Source organism: Vibrio sp. R10-SG3-ISO10 (genome assembly GCF_059834185.1).
The window spans coordinates 148960-167600 of record NZ_JCBDHG010000002.1; the positions used below are offsets into that span (position 1 = coordinate 148960).

Annotated in this window: 17 protein-coding genes; 9 read left to right on the plus strand and 8 right to left on the minus strand. The window is 43.0% G+C overall.

What is annotated here, in order from left to right:
- The first annotated feature begins 227 nt into the window (after positions 1 to 227).
- Entirely contained in the window at positions 228 to 1355 is a 1128-nt protein-coding gene (locus tag AC6R16_RS01465) for an acyl-CoA desaturase (RefSeq protein ID WP_500673324.1), read from the plus strand.
- A gap of 44 nt (positions 1356 to 1399) precedes the next feature.
- Here AC6R16_RS01465 and AC6R16_RS01470 read toward each other — a convergent pair whose 3' ends face one another.
- The 4 genes from AC6R16_RS01470 to AC6R16_RS01485 all read right to left on the minus strand — a co-directional run bounded on the left by AC6R16_RS01470 (position 1400) and on the right by AC6R16_RS01485 (position 4815).
- Positions 1400 to 2173, minus strand: a complete 774-nt coding sequence (locus AC6R16_RS01470; RefSeq protein ID WP_500641440.1) for a substrate-binding periplasmic protein — start codon at positions 2171 to 2173, stop codon at positions 1400 to 1402.
- Between the two features lie 192 nt (positions 2174 to 2365).
- A complete protein-coding gene (locus AC6R16_RS01475; protein WP_500641132.1) occupies positions 2366 to 2872 on the minus strand; it encodes a GNAT family N-acetyltransferase in 507 nt (168 codons plus the stop codon).
- 72 nt (positions 2873 to 2944) lie between these two features.
- Entirely contained in the window at positions 2945 to 4204 is a 1260-nt protein-coding gene (locus AC6R16_RS01480; protein ID WP_500673325.1) for a DEAD/DEAH box helicase, read from the minus strand.
- Between the two features lie 35 nt (positions 4205 to 4239).
- Positions 4240 to 4815 carry an acyl carrier protein phosphodiesterase gene (locus AC6R16_RS01485; protein WP_500673326.1) on the minus strand — a complete coding sequence of 192 codons (576 nt, stop codon included), beginning with the start codon at positions 4813 to 4815 and terminating at the stop codon, positions 4240 to 4242.
- Positions 4816 to 5390: 575 nt separating this feature from the next.
- On the opposite strand from AC6R16_RS01485, the gene AC6R16_RS01490 reads away from it, so the two are divergent.
- The 3 genes from AC6R16_RS01490 to AC6R16_RS01500 all read left to right on the plus strand — a co-directional run bounded on the left by AC6R16_RS01490 (position 5391) and on the right by AC6R16_RS01500 (position 8783).
- Positions 5391 to 6593: an aromatic amino acid transport family protein gene (locus AC6R16_RS01490; protein ID WP_500673327.1), complete on the plus strand. Its 1203-nt coding sequence runs from the start codon at positions 5391 to 5393 to the stop codon at positions 6591 to 6593.
- 161 nt (positions 6594 to 6754) lie between these two features.
- Positions 6755 to 7891 carry a peptide-methionine (R)-S-oxide reductase MsrB gene (msrB, locus tag AC6R16_RS01495; protein ID WP_500673328.1) on the plus strand — a complete coding sequence of 379 codons (1137 nt, stop codon included), beginning with the start codon at positions 6755 to 6757 and terminating at the stop codon, positions 7889 to 7891.
- 154 nt (positions 7892 to 8045) lie between these two features.
- Entirely contained in the window at positions 8046 to 8783 is a 738-nt protein-coding gene (locus AC6R16_RS01500; protein ID WP_500673329.1) for a MipA/OmpV family protein, read from the plus strand.
- 76 nt (positions 8784 to 8859) lie between these two features.
- On the opposite strand, the gene dbpA is transcribed toward AC6R16_RS01500, so the two are convergent.
- Positions 8860 to 10236, minus strand: a complete 1377-nt coding sequence (gene dbpA, locus AC6R16_RS01505) for an ATP-dependent RNA helicase DbpA (RefSeq protein ID WP_500673330.1) — start codon at positions 10234 to 10236, stop codon at positions 8860 to 8862.
- Positions 10237 to 10507: 271 nt separating this feature from the next.
- Entirely contained in the window at positions 10508 to 11161 is a 654-nt protein-coding gene (gene folE, locus AC6R16_RS01510) for a GTP cyclohydrolase I FolE (RefSeq protein WP_004746842.1), read from the minus strand.
- A gap of 156 nt (positions 11162 to 11317) precedes the next feature.
- Here folE and moeA point away from each other — a divergent pair, with 156 nt between their 5' ends.
- From moeA to AC6R16_RS01535, 5 genes are all read left to right on the plus strand, one after another.
- Positions 11318 to 12553: a molybdopterin molybdotransferase MoeA gene (moeA, locus tag AC6R16_RS01515; RefSeq protein ID WP_500673331.1), complete on the plus strand. Its 1236-nt coding sequence runs from the start codon at positions 11318 to 11320 to the stop codon at positions 12551 to 12553.
- A gap of 9 nt (positions 12554 to 12562) precedes the next feature.
- On the plus strand, positions 12563 to 13312 hold the full coding sequence (gene moeB, locus AC6R16_RS01520; protein WP_500673332.1) for a molybdopterin-synthase adenylyltransferase MoeB: 750 nt from the start codon (positions 12563 to 12565) through the stop codon (positions 13310 to 13312).
- 32 nt (positions 13313 to 13344) lie between these two features.
- On the plus strand, positions 13345 to 13659 hold the full coding sequence (locus tag AC6R16_RS01525) for a hypothetical protein (RefSeq protein WP_500673333.1): 315 nt from the start codon (positions 13345 to 13347) through the stop codon (positions 13657 to 13659).
- A gap of 93 nt (positions 13660 to 13752) precedes the next feature.
- Positions 13753 to 15699, plus strand: coding sequence for a methyl-accepting chemotaxis protein (locus AC6R16_RS01530; protein WP_500673334.1), 1947 nt, complete (start codon positions 13753 to 13755; stop codon positions 15697 to 15699).
- 93 nt (positions 15700 to 15792) lie between these two features.
- Entirely contained in the window at positions 15793 to 16626 is an 834-nt protein-coding gene (locus AC6R16_RS01535) for a sulfurtransferase (RefSeq protein ID WP_500673335.1), read from the plus strand.
- 136 nt (positions 16627 to 16762) lie between these two features.
- On the opposite strand, the gene AC6R16_RS01540 is transcribed toward AC6R16_RS01535, so the two are convergent.
- Both AC6R16_RS01540 and AC6R16_RS01545 read right to left on the minus strand, forming a co-directional pair.
- Entirely contained in the window at positions 16763 to 17329 is a 567-nt protein-coding gene (locus tag AC6R16_RS01540) for an OmpA family protein (protein WP_425667160.1), read from the minus strand.
- A 1-nt stretch (position 17330) separates the two neighbouring features.
- Complete coding sequence (locus tag AC6R16_RS01545) at positions 17331 to 18641, minus strand: TadE/TadG family type IV pilus assembly protein (protein ID WP_500673336.1); 1311 nt, start codon at positions 18639 to 18641, stop codon at positions 17331 to 17333.

Below are 18641 nucleotides of genomic sequence, written 5' to 3' on the forward strand. Positions count from 1 at the left end.
GATTGCTTACCTCTTCATACTATAAAACATTTAACTAAAAGCCAAACGTTCTGAAACAGATCGCGTAACAAAATGCATCGTTATTTAGGATAATTAGCAGCTACAAATTTGGTTACATAATATATTCACCTAAGGCGTGAGTTAGACATCAAACTCTCTAATTTCGTTTGACTTACACATGTACGCTGATATTCTAGCGAACAACTGTTAGCTGAAAGGAAGTCACCATGTCGGGCTCAAGCAAACCACCTCTGATTTGGTTAAACATATTTATCTTTTTGTCCTCTTTTATTGTCGCTGTTGCTATCGTTCCTTGGTATGGCGTGACATCGGGTTATGGCCTCGAGCATCTCGTTTGGTTTTTAGTCGCGTTTTCTTTTAGTAATCTCTCTATTACCGCTGGTTACCATCGGCTGTGGTCACACAAAACCTACGAAGCTCATTGGTCTCTACGCTTCCTTTTCGCCTTAGGCGGCGCGTTCGCTTTACAAAACAGTGCGCTACATTGGAGCTCTGACCATCGTATTCACCATAAACACGTCGATAATAACGATAAAGACCCGTACTCTGCGAAACGTGGTTTTTGGTTTTCTCATATAGGCTGGATGCTGCGTGAGTACAACGCGAACACGTATGATAATTACAGCAACTGCAGAGATTTACAGAAAGACAAAATTGTTATGTGGCAGCATAAGTACTATGTACCTTTAGCCATTGCGACTAACTTTGGTATTCCTATCGCTCTTGGATTATTGCACGGCGATATCTTAGGTATGCTACTAATTGTTGGCGCTTTGAGGTTGGTACTTAGCCATCACTCAACGTTTTTTATAAACTCTTTGGCCCACATTTGGGGCAGCCAGCCCTATACAGATAAGAATACCGCTCGTGATAATGCTGTGCTTGCTGTATTTACGTTTGGTGAGGGTTACCACAACTACCACCACATTTTTGAGAACGACTACCGAAATGGCATCTACTGGTGGCAATATGATCCAACCAAATGGTTAATCAAATCTTGCTCTTGGCTTGGGCTTACAAAAAAGCTTCGTGTTACGCCCAAACTTAAAGTTGAAAAAGCGCGTGCCAAGCAAGCGCTAAGCACTGCCTCTCGCAATATTAGTAAGCTGCCAAACGCCGCACTGCTTAATGACGCACTAAATAAAGAGTTTGAAGCGCTAATGGGCAAAATGTCCGATTACTATGATGTAAAGAAGCAAGTGTTGGAAGCGAAAAGAAATGATCTTGCAAAAAAATACGAGAAGTCTCTGCTTAAACTTCGCTACCAGCAAATGAAACAAGAACTTGCGACGCAAAGGAAGAGTTGGGAAATCATGGTTGCTCAATACGCCTAAAATAAAAAACGGAAGCCGAGGCTTCCGTTTTTTTCCTAATCCGTTTACTTGATGAAGTCATTTACGATTCTATCTATTTCACCACTTTGTTTCATTTCAGATAGTATTTTGTGATATTCAGTTTTGAAACTTTCTTTGTAAGGAAAAGCAGCCCCGTTGGTAACAATACCTAAGAAGCCTTGCTCGGAACTTATAGTTGCACCTTCAACTACACTTTGACCATCATACTTACCTTCATTTTGCAGCTTTTTAAGTTCCCACTGAATGGACAGAGCATCATTCATGTAGCAGTCAATTCGACCAGCGATCAGCTTAAGTAGATTTTTAGGCGTACCTTTTGTTTCGGTTACCTTAATCTTCCCTGCTTTTACTGCTGACCAAAACTCATCCCCACCAGCCGAAAAACCCGCATTATTGCCAATAGTGAGGCCCATATAATCCCCAGGCCAATTTGGTTTAGGACTGCTTAAAACAGATTTTTGACATACGACAACCAGTTTCTCGTCTAAGATCGGAACATCGTATTCCATATAGGGTCTTTGCTCTGGGCGTTTATAGGGTGGGTAAAGTGCGAATATTTTGCTCCCTTCAATTTGGGATAAACCTCGCTTCCAAGGTGTCCCTTTCAAGGTAACGTTGTAATCAGGCATTTTGGCGAAAATGTTTTCTAGGATAACGGTATAAATTCCGGTTAACCTACCACTTTCAACATAGGAATAAGGCGGGTAAGTATCGTCACCGTAAACAGTAATATCTGTTTTAGCGACCACAACACTCGACAGCGACAGTGTAGTAAGCAATATCAAAAGTAATCTCATCATAGCCCCCATGAATCTATAGATAAACCTTTGTACTATCGCTAAGTAATAGTCTATGCGAAGGTTAAGTCAAGAAAGTGACTCCAACCACACCGCTCACTTTTGAGTAAATTATTACTTTAGTTCATTGATAATAAAGTAAAATATATGTGAGAGATTGTTTTAATCGTATTTTGTTTAACTCGACCAAACTTACTCAACCACAAGTTTAAACTCGATACAGTCGATAGGTGAACCATGCAATTCTGCATAGTCATGAACAACTTTGACGGGCTTAAAACCATTATTTGTGAGCACCTTTTGTGATGCAGGGTTTTCTAATGCTGCATACGCAAAAACTTTTTTTAATCCTTTATCTTTGACCAATTTCGTCACTTCCGACACTGCCCACTTCGCTACTCCTTGATTAGTTGACGCTTTTCCAACGCGATACCCCAGATGTGCACTGCGACGCGCCGAGTCGAGATTGGTCAAATTGATTCTGCCGATGATTTGGTTATCAAGACTCTTAATCAGCAACGGAATCATTTCATTACATTGATAGTCGAGTAAGAACTCCCGGATATGTTGCTGTACACCTTGTATTGAATAGAAACCTTCTTCGCGTGGAGGAATGAACTCCTCAAACCAAGTTTTGTTTTCCAACTCAAACTCCAGTAAGGCTTCAGCGTCTTTTAATGTAATGAGTGACAATTTCACTAACTAGTCCCTAAATATTGATTCCATAATAAAAAGGCTCTGTTGTTACCAACCAGAGCCCTCTTTTTTGCGCTATTTTCTTTTACCTCGATTGGCGTGAATCTTAAGTTTCGCCTTCATTTTGCGCTTGTCTGAGTTACGACCTTTACGACGTGGCGTTTTTTCAGTTTCTACCTCTTCAATCAAACTTGGTTCAAAGCCTTGAAGCCATTCTTGAGGTAGTTTGCTGTCCAATAAGCGTTCTATTGCTTCAAGAAGGTACTCTTCATCGCGACTCATTAGCGATACCGCGAATCCTTCTTTTCCGGCGCGACCAGTTCGACCGATACGATGAACGTAGTCCTCGGCTTTGTATGGCATATCGAAGTTAACAACCTGTTCAAGCTGCTGAATATCGAGACCACGAGCGGCCACATCGGTTGCAATTAGCGCTCGAATTTGGCCTGACTTGAAGTCATCCAGCGCTTTCTGGCGTGCTCCTTGGCTTTTATCTCCATTAATTGAAGCTGCTTTGATCCCATCAAGTTTAAGCTCCTTCGCGAGTGCATCACTCCCTTGCTTAGTTTTGGTGAACACCAACACTTGTTGCCAATTTCTTGAGCCAATCAGGTATGCCAATAGTTCCGCTTTGCGCTTTTTATCAACCGGATACACCATCTGCTTCACCGTTTCAGCAGTACTGTTTGAAGGTGTAACTTGAACTTCTACCGGCTCATTCAGCATTTTATAAGCGATAGTTTTGATTCGTTTATCAAAGGTGGCGGAAAAGAACAGCGTTTGACGTTCTTCATTACAGCGCTTAAGGATGCGTTTGATATCTGGCATAAAGCCCATATCCAACATACGGTCTGCTTCATCCAATACTAAGTATTGCGTTTTGAACAAGTTGATGTTTTTGCAGAACATATGATCGAGCAAGCGCCCAGGTGTAGCAATCAGTATGTCGCATCCCTCGCTCAGGTTACGAGTCTGTAAGTTCATGCTTGTACCACCATAAGCGGTGACGATTTTTATTGTCGTTTCTTGGGCATATTGAACTAAGTTATCGTACACCTGTTGTGCTAACTCTCGAGTAGGCACAAGTACCAGAGCCAGAACGTCATTGCTTTGAGGATCGCGTTTCACATCAGACGCAAGCAGCTTCTGCAATATAGGCAGACCGAAAGCAGCAGTTTTACCCGTACCGGTCTGAGCACCAGCAAGGACATCTGCACCTTCAAGAACATGCGGAATTGCCTGTGCCTGTACTTCGGTTGGTTGGCTAAAACCGAGTTTGTCAGTGGTTTGAGTAAGTGTTGAGCAAAGCCCTAGTGCTTCAAATTGTGTCGACATGCGCGTAACCTTTAATTGCAAGGCGGACGATTCTATCAAAAACTTTTGCTCGCAGTTAGCACATCAGGGTAGAAGGTAGAGAATGTCTCAACCAAGTGGTCATAATTTCGCTCAATATGGGGAAAACAGTCACTTAACCGCTCCATTCTAGGAGACCGACCAGACATCCGTTGCAACGCATATTCAATATTGTCTAGGTGCTGGTAAGACTCCAGCCAACGTCCTTGCCACATTGCGGAGGAAACACGTAAGAAACGCTCAGGTAGTTCGTTGTGGCTATCGAGAGATACACGATGCTCTGCTTGTTGGCAAAACTCATTCAGTGAGTTTGAATGGAACTGACTCCACTGGTTAGCTAAGCAGTGATCCCAAAACATATCCAAAGCGATACCCGAAAAGCGCCTTACTCCATTTGGAAACAAGCCTTTTACTTCGAGTACTTGCTCATGATGGTCTGTGAATGAATCAACATATCGGTGCAGGCGCACGCCTTGGGAGACGTTGTTAGGAAACTGAGAGTCAGGATTACCTTTTACAAAATCACCTAGCAAGTTGCCGAGTAAGTTCGAATCGCAATGATCTGCAATATGTAAGTGAGCGAGATAGTTCAATCGATTAGCCTACTAATAATACCTTGAACAATAAAAGCACAAAGCCAGCGCGAATGCACTGGCTCTTTCTGTTTGCTACCTCAGTAGCGATATCATCGTTGAAGAATTGTTATTTGAAGATTTCTTCTGCGAGTTCTTCAATTGACTGCTCATAATCTGAGAGCTCAAAGCCAATTTCCATCGCATCTAATAGCTCAAGGCATTCTTCGTTTACTGTTTGGTCACTCATTCTGACCTCCTTAATAAAAACACTTCTTAAGACCCATAGACAAGCCTCAACTTGAATATGTGGATCTATTGTTCCTTTTTAAACCACTTATATGACAGTTTTTTGAAAGGGAAAAGTAAATTGTGCGCATGATTTGAAACTAATCCCAAGTAAACGATTACGTCGCGTATTAACTCGTATCCGTACGCCTAAATTTACACTAATGGTAATTTATCTGTACAAAACACTTGATCGCGTTTGTAATATTTTACACAATCACAATCAAGGTAGCTTTTAACACTAAATGCAGAACATTTATTGGTCTATACAGCTAAATACACCATCTCAACGTAAAGAATATTATACAATGACAAAATCAAAGGTATTGGGTAGTACTTTGATCATTGCAGGCACCACTATTGGTGCAGGCATGCTGGCACTGCCACTCGCATCCGCTGGAATCGGTTTCTCTACATCTCTAGTGGTCATGATCGCTTTGTGGGCCCTAATGGCTTACACCGCGCTGTTAATGATCGAAGTCCACCAGCATGCTGAGCAGGATGCAACCCTTCACACTTTAGCTAAACAGTTTCTCGGCACAAAAGGTAAGTGGGTCGCGAGTTTTGCTATGATGTTCTTATTCTATGCACTGTGTGCTGCCTACATTGCTGGTGGCGGAGCTCAATTCGCTGACCGTATTGCTGGTTTCACCAACATTGAAGTCTCAGGCACGACATCTACAGTACTTTTCACCCTAATCGTTGCATCGGTTGTGACTATAGGCACAGCAACTGTAGACAAAGTGAACAGAGTGCTGTTTTTGGTCAAGATTGTCGCCATGGCGATGGTACTCACCTTCTTAGCACCGAACGTTACAGAGTCTTACCTTTTGAGCATGCCTGTTGAGCAAGGATTGGTTATCGCTGCGATTCCTGTGATCTTTACCTCATTTGGTTTCCACGGCAGCATTCCTGCCATTGTTAATTACCTTGATGGTCATACCCCTTCACTGCGCAAAGCGATTTTAATTGGTTCTGCTATTCCTCTAGTTATTTATGTGTTTTGGCAAGTGGTAACGCTTGGTGTTGTAAACCAATCTACGCTGCTTGAAAACCAAGGTCTTAGTGCATTAATTTCAACACTCGCAACAACAGTTCACGCTTCTAGCCTAGGCCAAACCATAGGTATTTTCGCTGACTTAGCCCTACTGACCTCTTTCTTGGGCGTAAGTTTAGGATTGTTTGAGTTCTTAGGAGATACCCTGAAGAAACAAGAAAAAGGCAATTCACGTGCACTAGTTGGTATGATCACTTTCCTTCCACCAATGGGATTCGCGCTCTTCTACCCACAAGGTTTTATTATGGCGCTTGGCTATGCCGCTATTGCACTTGTTGTTCTCGCGATTTTCTTACCAATATTGATGGTTAAGAAGGCGCGTGCTCAATCTGATGCATCGCACTATCAGGTGCTTGGTGGTAATCTAGGTCTCGCGATTGGAAGTACAGTGGGCGTATTGATTATTGGTGCACAGGTTCTTATTACCGCAGGTTTCCTACCCGCTTTAGGTTAACCCTTATTAGAACAGTCCAGAATTCAAAGAAAGACGCCTATATTGGCGTCTTTTTTGATCTGTTTTCAGCGAATATGGATAAAACTTGTATCTACTTGGTAATTTTTTACCCTCTAACCCGTTCTTATTAATCGATAACGAAGACAATCGATGAGGTTGATATGAAAGTGAAGTTTAAGTTTGTCCTATCCGCTCTCGCAGCCGTTGCTGCCCTTGCCTCTTTCGTAGGCACTGCAGAAAGTGACATGCCCAAAACCACAACTTCAAATGGATACGAAGTTGCCACACTAGCAGGAGGCTGTTTTTGGTGTACAGAGTCAGACCTAGAGAAGTTTAACGGCGTATTGGACGTTGTTTCTGGGTATTCAGGTGGCGATTTACAAAACCCAACCTATAAGCAAGTTTCTTCGGGGAAATCAGGTCATATTGAAGTGATAGAAGTAAAGTATGATCCAAAAGCAGTAAGTTATGAGCAGGTTTTAGACCAGTTTTTCCGCCATATCGATCCAACGGACAATAAAGGTTCATTTGTTGACCGCGGACCACAATATCGACCAGCAATCTTTTATCACAATGATGAACAAAAGATGATCGCTGAGGAATTTATGGCCGAGATTGATGCTCTAGGTATATTCAAAAAGCCATTAAAAACTGAACTGATTAAATTCGAAAAGTTCTGGCCTGCTGAGAATTACCACCAAGACTATTACAAGCGTAATAAAGTTCGATACAACTATTATCGATATGCTTCCGGTCGCGACCAATATCTTGATGAAATCTTTGGTGATGATCGCGAAGACAACCCAGTGACTTTACGTCAATTGATTGATGAGAAAAATGCTGTCGCTAACATCAAAGCGTACAATAAGCCTTCAGATAAGCAAATCAAGGCGAAGCTGACGGACTTACAGTACTATGTCACTCAAAAAGAAGGGACAGAGCGTGCCTTCAACAATGAATATTGGGATAACAAAGAAGCTGGTATTTACGTCGATATCGTTTCTGGTGAGCCACTATTCTCGTCGACAGATAAATATAAGTCAGGTACGGGTTGGCCGAGTTTTACCAAGCCAATTAATGAAGGTTACATTGTCACTAAAACAGACTATCACCTTCTTTATCCAAGAACCGAAGTAAGAAGCCGCTTTGCTGATTCACACTTAGGTCATGTATTTAAAGACGGACCAGCCCCAACAGGTCTGCGCTACTGTATGAATTCTGCGGCGATGAAGTTCATCCCTGTTTCCGATTTAGAAAAAGAAGGCTACGCAGAATACCTATACTTATTCGACAGTTAATCCATCCAAACGTCGACCAAGGAGCCAGTTCCCATCAGAATTGGCTCTTTTCTTATCTAGTCTCACATCAAAGTTATTGATTATTTTTTCTGTTTTTATGCAATTTATTTTCTCAATACCCTTTCTCCTATTTGTGAAGACGAGGAGAATCATAATGAAATCAAACATCAAAGCAGTGGTCACTATATTACTAACTTCAGCACTCACATTTCATGCCTCTGCTAACGAGCAGTACCATGATTTTGGTTTTGTCGGAGCGAGCGGCACTATCGGCCAATCTGTATTTACTGACGGTGATAAGGGACAAGCCTCTGCAGAGCCGAACCTGTTTTATAACGGCAAATATGGTTTTGTTGATGGCAGCTTAGTTAACGTTTCCGTTTTGCCGTATCTTGGTATTTCAGGTCAATGGCGATTTTCAGAAGTATCCAACGATTTTGATGAGCTTCCAAGTGGAATTCAAGATCGCGATGGCAATGGTGAGCTTGGTGTGACCATTGGTACGGTAGGTGCACGATTAACCTTTCTTCACGATGTCACAAGTGAACACAAAGGTTATGAAGTTCAACTTCATCTAGGTAGAACGCTAGATTTGCCCTTTGATAACTTAACTTTAACCCCATACATTGAAGTTGACTACCGTGACAAGAAACTCTCACAGCACCTCTACAATGTTAGCGCTATTGAAGCGAGTCAGTCTCGATTCAGTGCATTTGAAGCGAAGCAATCTTGGGTTTATCAAGCAGGTTTGATTGGTATCTATACCCTCACACCAGAATGGCTTGGCTTAGCTAAGCTTGAGCTACAACATCACGACTCAAATAGCCCGTTAGTGCAGCGTGATTTAGGTTGGGTAGCAAGTCTTGGTGTCGTCTATAAGTTCACTGATTAACGACCAATAAGCCTAACAGCAGAGAAAATAAACCCCAGTGGCTCTTCGCCTACTGGGGTTTTAACTCTTGTGGCTTTTATTTCATAACTCGAGCTTTGAAATTACGACCTTTCATTTTACCGGTTTGAAGCTGTTTAAGAGCAGCTTTAACAATGTCATGTTCAACGGCGACATAAGAGACCATTGGCAAAATATTAATCTTACCGATCTTCTTACCATCGAGCCCCGCTTGCTTAGTCAGTGCGCCTAAAATGTCCCCTGCGCGTACTTTCTGCTTTTTGCCACCCAAGATTTGAATGGTTTGCATCTTAGGATAAAAAGGACGCTCAACTGGCTTTTCAGGCAATTGTGAAGGTGTAATCGCAATATCCATGTACTCATCGATACGAGCCACACGATACTCTTCTTTCTCACTATAGAAACTAAACGCCACCCCTTTTGAGCCAGCGCGCCCTGTACGGCCAATACGGTGAACATGCACCTCAGGGTCACGTGATAGCTCAAAGTTAAATACGGCATCAAGGTTATCAACGTCCAAGCCACGCGCCGCAACGTCCGTCGCAACCAGAATTGAAATACTTTTGTTGGCAAACATGGTTAACGCTTGTTCGCGTTCACGTTGTTCCATATCACCATGCAGCTCAACCACGCTAAAGCCTCGATGGCTTAACTCATCAGTCACGTTCTGAACTTCTTTCTTAGTGTTACAGAACACCACTGAAGATTCAGGTTTATGAGTCAGCAGCAATGTTTCCAGTGCATCGTCGCGTACTTCAGTGGTGTCTAGCTTATAGAAACGCTGCTCAATAGTGCTCTTTTGATGCGTCGATTCCACTTTTACCATTTCTGGGTTAACCATTACCTTGGCGGAAAGTGATTCAATATTATCTGGGAAAGTCGCACTGAACAGAAGTGTTTGACGCTTGCTCGGTGCTACTTCGATAATGGTATCGATCGCCTCTTCAAAACCCATCTCAAGCATTCGGTCTGCTTCATCAAGCACAAGAGTATTGAGCTCATCAAGGCTAATTCGACCTTTTGACATATGGTCTAGGATTCGACCTGGCGTACCCACCAAAATATGTGCGCCATGCTCCAGCGAACCAATCTGAGGCCCCATTGGCATGCCGCCACATAGGGTCAGAACTTTAATGTTGTGAATACCACGCGCTAAAGTACGAATCTCTTTCGCCACTTGGTCGGCAAGCTCACGAGTTGGACAAAGAACCAAAGTTTGAACTCGGAATCGTTGCACGTTTAGGTTGCTCAATAAGCCCAATGAAAACGTCGCTGTCTTACCTGAACCTGTTTTCCCCTGACCAATCACATCTTTGCCCGCCAAAACCATTGGTAGAGCCTGCTGCTGAATAGGCGTCATTTGGTTGTAGCCTAAGCTATCGAGTGTTTCTAGCAGTTCGCTACGAAGACCAAGCGTCTTAAATGAAGTCGTCACAATATTAACCTTAGTGGTTTATCGAAAGTATCTTATACCAATCGGGATAAATAGCTGCTCAGATAATTGCGCAGGAAAAATCGCTTAGAGCAAGGCATAGATTGCAGATAGCTAGTTGATCTACCTATAAAATCTATAACGCAGCTATCAGCGATTTTAACTAGCAAGAATGACCAGATATTTGTTCTGATTGGTATTACCCTCGATTTAAAAAAGTAAAAACCGCCTCAATAGAAGCGGTTTTGAATAAGTCGATAACCTAATCGCTGCCCTATCGAATCCCGTGAAGGAACTCGTGTCTTGTTGCCGGATTAGATTTAAAAATGCCGCCTAATGCAGTCGTTGTTGTTTCGCTAGTCGCATCCATAACGCCACGCGACTTAACGCAGTAATGCGTTGCATCGATTGTTACCGCCACATCATCCGATTCTAATAGCGTTTGTAGAGCTACCAAAATCTGCTGCGTCATGCGTTCTTGAACTTGTGGGCGCTGAGCAAAAAAGCGAACAATGCGATTGATTTTCGAAAGACCGATGATCTTACCACGAGGGATGTAAGCTACCGCCGCTCGCCCATCAATCGTTACAAGGTGATGCTCACAGGTACTTGTCACGGTAATATCTTTGACGCGAACCATCTCGCTCACGTCCATTTTGTTTTCGATCACCGTGATTTTCGGGAAGTTTGAATAGTCTAAACCAGAGAAGATTTCATCCACATACATCTTCGCAATACGATGCGGTGTTTCTTCTAGACTGTCATCGGTAAGGTCAAGCTCTAATAGAGAGAGAATTTCACGCATATGGTGCTGAATTTTCTCTTTTTTCTCTTCTCGATTGAACTGATTAGGAGCCATTGGCGTTTCTAATCCTCGACGTTCTAGCGCATCTTTTACCAACTTTGCGGATTCGCTAAGACCTGACATACCACTTCCTCTCATTTACCCCTTTAGGATGGCTGACAAGGATACTCGGATTTTTGAATAATTACACCCATATTTTATCGGAGGTCATTATTGCACAAGGCTTTCTGTGATAGAGTGATTTGATTACCTTACAATAATAAAAGAGTAGGATTATTTATGGGATGCTGTGACGCACCTGGCTTGATGCCAATCGAAGAAGCGATGGATAAAATGCTATCGCCAATCAAACCTATCCAAACGACCTTGCAACTCCCACTTGCTGAAGCTATTGGGTTTGTCTTAGCAGAAGACATTCTTTCACCTATTTTTGTCCCTCCTTTTGATAATTCAGCGATGGATGGTTACGCGCTTCGCCTAACGGATCTTGCAGAAAACAATGTTATGCCTTTGGCTGGAAAGTCTTTTGCGGGTCAACCGTTTGAGGGTGAATGGCCGCAAGGAACCTGTATTCGCATTATGACCGGAGCAAAGATTCCAGACGGTTGTGATGCAGTAATTATGCAAGAGAACACCGAAGTACTCGAACAAGGGATCCTGTTCAATCAGAGCGATGTAAAACCGCAGAACAACATCCGACCTATGGGTGACGATATCAAGCAAGGTGACGTTGTTCTTAATAAAGGCGCTCGTCTCACCTCTCGTGATATCCCTATGATTGCCACTTTGGGCATCAGCCACGTGACCGTTGTACGTAAACCGCGCGTTGCCTTTTTCTCGACAGGTGATGAGCTGAAACCACTGGGTGAACCATTAGCTGAAGGTCAGATCTACGACAGTAACCGCTATGGCATTAAGCCATTGATTGAAAACTTTGGCTGTGAGGCAATTGATCTTGGGATTATTCCTGATTGCCCTGAAACCCTCAAAGAGACGTTTGAGAAAGCTCAAACTCTTGCAGATGTAGTCGTAACTTCAGGCGGTGTCAGCGTCGGCGAAGCTGACTACACTAAAGACATTCTTGAAGAGCTTGGGCGAATTGGATTTTGGAAGCTCGCGATTAAACCGGGCAAACCTTTTGCCTTTGGTAAACTCTCTACTGCTTGGTTCTGTGGTTTGCCTGGTAACCCAGTATCGGCCGTATTGACTATGTATGTGCTAGTACAGCCACTATTGGCTAAATTGGCAGGGCACACTGAGTGGGCAGCACCAGAGTCTATTCCAGCAACGACACGAAGCGCATTTAAAAAAGCACCAGGTCGTACAGACTATCAACGTGGTATCTATTCAATTGAAGATGGCAAATTTGTTGTTGAAACCACAGGCAACCAAAGTTCAGGAGCGTTCCGTTCCATGAGCTTAGCCAACTGCTTTGTCGTTCTTGAACGCGAGCGTGGTCGTGTTGAAGCAGGTGAGACAGTCAACATTCAACTTTTCAACCCGACCCTGTACTAGAGGTAAAGTTTGGAAATCTTATCTGATCAAGAGATGCTGCGATACAACCGTCAAATCATTCTTAAACAGTTTGATTTTGACGGTCAAGAAGCATTGAAACAGGCTTCAGTTTTGATATTGGGGGCTGGTGGTTTAGGCTGTGCCTCTAGCCAGTACTTGGCAGCAGCGGGGGTCGGCAAACTTACACTGATTGATGATGATGTGGTTGAGCTTTCTAACCTTCAACGTCAAGTATTACATCACGATGCCGATGTAGGCACTAAGAAAGTGTTGTCTGCGTCTAACTCGCTCAAACAACTCAACCCACACCTTGATGTTGAGACATTTGATAAGCGTCTTAATGACGAAGAGCTATCTGCACTGGTTGCAAATCACAGCTTGGTTCTCGATGCCTCAGACAATGTTGAAACCAGAAATCAACTTAACAAGCTTTGCTATGCTCTAAAAACACCATTAGTGTCCGGAGCTGCTATCCGAATGGAAGGTCAAGTCAGTGTCTTTATCTACCAAGATGACAGCCAGCCTTGCTATCAGTGTTTAAGTGCACTATTTGGTAACGCCGCCTTAAGCTGTGTTGAAGCCGGAGTTATGTCCCCCGTCGTTGGCATCATTGGCGCAGTACAAGCCATGGAAGCGATAAAGGTAATTGCCAATTATGGAACGCCAAAACAAGGTAAGATCCTGATGCTTGACGCAATGAGCATGTCTTGGCGTGAAATGAACTTAATGAAAATGCCAAATTGCCCTGTTTGTGGTTAACTTTGTAAGCAGTAAGGAACGAAGACTTGTTGATGAACAATCCCAAAATTTTCCTTACTGCTTTAGTTACCCTGTCACTAGCTTTAATCCTGCTGATCGACCTTCTACCACCCACTCAAAATAGGTCCATTAATGGTGTTGTCGTTTCTCAGACAGTCACTCAATCTTTAGATGGCCAGCGTCGCTATTTAAATGTTCAGCTGGACAACGGCGACACTGTACTCGTCACCGCCCCAACCTCTACTCCATGCCCTAAAGGCTCAGTCATATCCCTACTCAAAGAACAAAATGTAATTAGCAAAAGTAGCAACTATCGCTTCTCGTCCTGTCTACCTCGTTATGAGTAACGTGGTGCACAAATTAGATAAATATCAATTTGCGTATAAGCTTATTTAAAGTACCAGTAGGTCATTTAGCACACTATACGGGCAGGGACGCTTATGTTGAATCTTACTATTGCCAATAAAATACGCCTTGGTTTTGCTGTCTGTCTTTTGTTTTTCCTCGTGGCAATTCTCTATAGCTACAAGGGTATGGTAACAGCCGCACATAACTTTGAGCATTATGGAGAACTTTCCACAGAAACCGCTTTGGCTGGGGAAATACAAGCTAATTTTCTCAAAGTCCGTCTAAGTGCCCTTCAATACGCCAACACATTGTCTCAACAGCAGCTCTCTATTTACGAAAGTCGTCTCTCTAAATTGCGTAAAATGGTCTCTGATGATTTGAAAGCCACCACAGACCCTCTACGTAAAAAACATTTAGAAACCGTCTTCAAAGAGGTCAATTTATTTGATGAATCATTTCAAATCGTTAAGCAATCAACTGAGGCAGTAGAACATAAAGTTTATGTTGAAATGGTCGAATTGGAGAAAAAGGCCATTTACGATCTAGAGCAGATGATTGAAGCTGCACACGATGCGTCTAATGCAGATATTGAATACTATTCGTCTTTGATCATGGAGAAGTTCTTGCTCGCCAATATCGCAGTATTGAACTATCTGCACAATGAGAAAGCGGAAGTCGCGGCTGAAGTGAGAAACTATTTTGGTTCCGAGTTGCCAGCACTTGAAGATAAGTTCCGCAACTACATCACCAGTAGACGAGATACCGAATTGCTAAATGAATTCCTTGAACAACGTATTGCCTACGCTACTGGGTTTGAAGAGGTTGTTAAACTTCGAGAAACACAACATATTGCCGAGAAAGAAATGTTGGCACTCGGGCTTGATATCTCAAAAGAACTAGAGCTGATAAAGTTAGAATCTGTCGAAGAGCAACACGTACTTTCTAACGACCTGTTGGAAGCAAAAAATGACACTATAGAAATTATCATCTCGCTCGCGATCCTTGCGTTCATTGTAGGGATAGTCACTGCCCTTGCAATTACCCGCTCAATCCGTATTGGGATAGATAAAGTTAAACAGATTTCCTCTCAACTAGCAGAAGGCGATCTTTCTAATGATGTCGAGATTAAAGGCAAAGATGAGATAGCTGAACTTCTCAAAAACATGCGCACCACGATTCTTTCGTTACGCGATATCGTCGGAAAGGTAAACGATTCTTGTATTAAAGTCGGACAGATGTCAGAAGAGCTTTCAGCTATAACTCACACCACCAATCAATCATCAAATCAGCTTAGCCATGAAATGGAGCAGATTTCGTCTTCTGTTCAACAGCTTTCAACTAGCACTACAGAGATTTCACAAAGTGCTTCAGACGCTGCCTCATTCACTCAATCAGCGACGACCAACGTCAATAGCAGCCTTAAAGAAGTAGAGAGCACGCTTGAGGCAATAGAAAACGCCGAGAAAGCGATGAAAGTTGGTTCAAGTCAAGTAGGTGAACTGTACGATGAATCGATGAATATCGGTAGTATTTTGGAAGTGATACAAGGCGTAGCAGAGCAAACCAATCTACTTGCCCTCAATGCAGCAATCGAGGCAGCGCGCGCAGGTGATCAAGGTCGAGGATTCGCAGTGGTCGCTGATGAAGTACGTTCGTTGGCGAAAAGGACCCAAGAAGCTACAGGTCAGATAGATTCAATGATTCATTCACTGCAATCTGGTGCCGACTCTGCAAGGCAATCCATTGATTCAAGTCACGAAACCGTAACCAAGGCAGCGATACAGGCTAAATCAGCATCAGAGAATATTTCCGCAATACACAGCACTATTGATGAACTCGGTGACACTAACACGCAAATAGCTGCCGCCGTGGAAGAACAGTGTATGGTGACGACGACGGTTAGCGAGAACATTACTGAAACCTATAACATCACCAGAGAAAACAGTGAGACGGTCAAACATGTCGCCGACTCTGCACACGAGCTCGCTGAAGTCGCGCAGTATCTCGATTTGCAGATGAAGCGATTTAAAATCGCTTAGCGTACAATTCAGTTTCAAGGTCTACACGGTTGCTTGTGATAGAGTGGTCGTGTAGCTTAATCCTTATGCCTTTCAAAAACATAAGGATAGCCAATGTCACCACTGATTACCCCTAATGATCTCAATAAGTTAATGGACGACGAGAAGCTGGTAATTTTAGATGCCAGTATTGATTTTCAGATTCCCGGCGAAGTAGAAAAAGATAAAACTCACCTCATTCCAAACAGCTTAAGATTCGATTACGACAAAGAGTTTTGTGACCCAAACGCTTCTTTACCACATATGATGCCAACTGAAGAGCGATTCAATACCTTGGCGCAAGGTCTGGGTATCAACAACGACTCCATCATTGTTATATATGACAACAGCGGCACCTTCGCTTCACCAAGAGCATGGTGGATGTTCCGCGCAATGGGTCATCAGCAAGTCTATATCCTTGATGGCGGTTTAACAGAATGGAAGTCCGGGGGTCTGCCAGTCACAAAAACGTATCGAAAAAATGAATCCACTGGGGATTTCTCAGGCAAGCTCAATCCAAGCTACTTTGTTGATGCCAACTACGTACTCGAACAAATTGACAATAGCCAAAGCCTAACTGTCGACGCACGTTCTAGAGCTCGCTTTAACAGTGAAGTCGCTGAACCAAGGCCGGGCATTCGAAGCGGTCATATCCCTAACTCTGTCTGTCAACCATTTGCTGAACTCATGGACGGACATAAGGTTAAGCCTATTGAAGAGTTGCAAACAATCTTGGGAAGCTCACTGTCGCAACAAGCAAATCAAACTCTGTTTAGTTGCGGTTCAGGTGTCACAGCTTGTATCGTCCTATTAGCGGCCCATTTGTGCGGCTATCAAAATCTCGCAGTATATGATGGTTCATGGACTGAATGGGGAGCCGAACTATCCCTGCCGATTAACAGTAAATAAGTTTGGCAATTCGTTGAACGCTGAGTTTCTATAGATGAAAAAAAGCCAGCACTCTATCCTGGCTCTTTTGTTTAAAGTAATCCACTCATCGCCGACGCCCACAAAATACACAAACAAGCAAAGATTAGACAGCGCATCACGATTTAACGGTTATCACTACACGACGATTGCAGCCTGTCGCCGAATTTTCAGTAAGGTTACAAATGGGAGAGCTTTCTCCAAAAGCATGTTCCACAATTCTGTTACCCTGATTTAAATCGTTTTTTAGATACTTTGCTACCTGTTTAGCTCGTCGAGCAGACAGCGCTTTATTGTAAACCTCACCACCTAAACTGTCTGCATGCCCTTCGATATAGATCTGTGCTTTGTCACTAACCAATCCTAAATACTGCTCTAGTACCTGCTTATGGCTAGGCGACAGCCTGTAAATATCAATACCGTAGTTAAGTACTAAAGATTGTGTCTCTTTGTCGTAAAAACACAGTTCATCTCTAGCTTCAACATGAACCACATCGCGATTGCTGTTCAATACAGTATTTTCAAGCATTTGTTCACGCTGAGTTAAATGGCCAGAAACCTGAGTTTTGACTGTATGAGAAGAGACTAAGGTAGTTGATGTTATAAATTCATCGACACTACCCAAGCAGTTCGCATAACCCAGCGGCGATAGTAAGATTGAAGTAATAATTACTGGGTATTTCATGTTAATCCTTAAGTCTTCCTGTTTCTTCGTTGATTAGGTTTAAAATATATTTGTAAACGTCGTCACCATCTTTGGCGTGGTAAATGTTTTTCCGACCAAAACAATCACCAAATCCATCCGACTCTTTAACTCGGTAGTCCACGCCAATTACTCCCATGGTGACTTTGGTTTTGCCCGCACTGCCTGTTTTGCTTTGGAATCGATTCCTTTTAGCAGATATAGTTGAGCGTAGCTTTTTGCATAGACCTTGGTTTACCAATCGTTGTAGATAGCCTTCGTCATTATCGGCACCATCAGATAAAACGATAAACACCTGCTCTGGGTTAATATTTGTTGCTCGATTCGCTTCTTGTGCAGCAGCGATGATCCCATTCCAAGAAGAAGTACCACCTTCAGCACCGAGAGATGTGTTTGATAGTCTTCTCTTAAAATTGGAGTAATCTTCAGTAAGTGGAATATCGTAAAACTTGTAATAGTCCACAAACCGATCGTTATTCTGCACAAGAGAATTAACTTCTATGCGTGACATTCCAGATACATACTCTTGTACCTTTGAGTAAACGATTGGCTGGTCGAACATCTTGGCAACTGTTTGACCAGCTGTGTTTCGTGCAAAATTGTAGGCAACTTTCCGAGGCCACGACCTGCGATAACCGTAAGCATTCAAATATACCGTTCCAGTCTGCTTGACGTGCATTGGGTTGTACCCCATTAACGCAATTCGACTTTTCTCTTCGGTGTTGAAGTTTTCAATATCTTCAACCACTCGCTCGATCGTTTGTTTAACAACATCTAGCTTTGATTTTCCCCCTTTCCAGTGATGCTTCATCGAACCACTGAAATCAGCGATAAAGTAAACATCTACTGGCTGTGGAAGATATTTTCGAGTCACCGATTGACCAGCGACTTCAAACTCAGGCTTCAAGTCTGCTTCTTCATAAGCGATCCATGATTTGTGTTCCGCTTTTGCACTGACAACAAAGTCACTAAACGGTGCCAACTCCCCACTCGCCTGAACACAGCCATCCTTGTATTCGCATTTACGTGTGTACACTTCAACGTCGACATCATTAATGTTGTCAACGACATATCGATCCACTAACTGACGTGCGTATTTAACGTTGTCGTCTTCCGTTTCTTTTGGACTTGCAATTAAAGCTAAGCTTGACACTTCCGCCGCTTCCAAGACACGAGCATGGGCCAACATTTGTTGCGCCATTTGCATCGAAAAAGCCATAAAGATGACCATGATGGGCAGCAAACCTATAAAAAGGATTCCTGCCACACCATTCTGTTTCTTAATTGTTCTCAT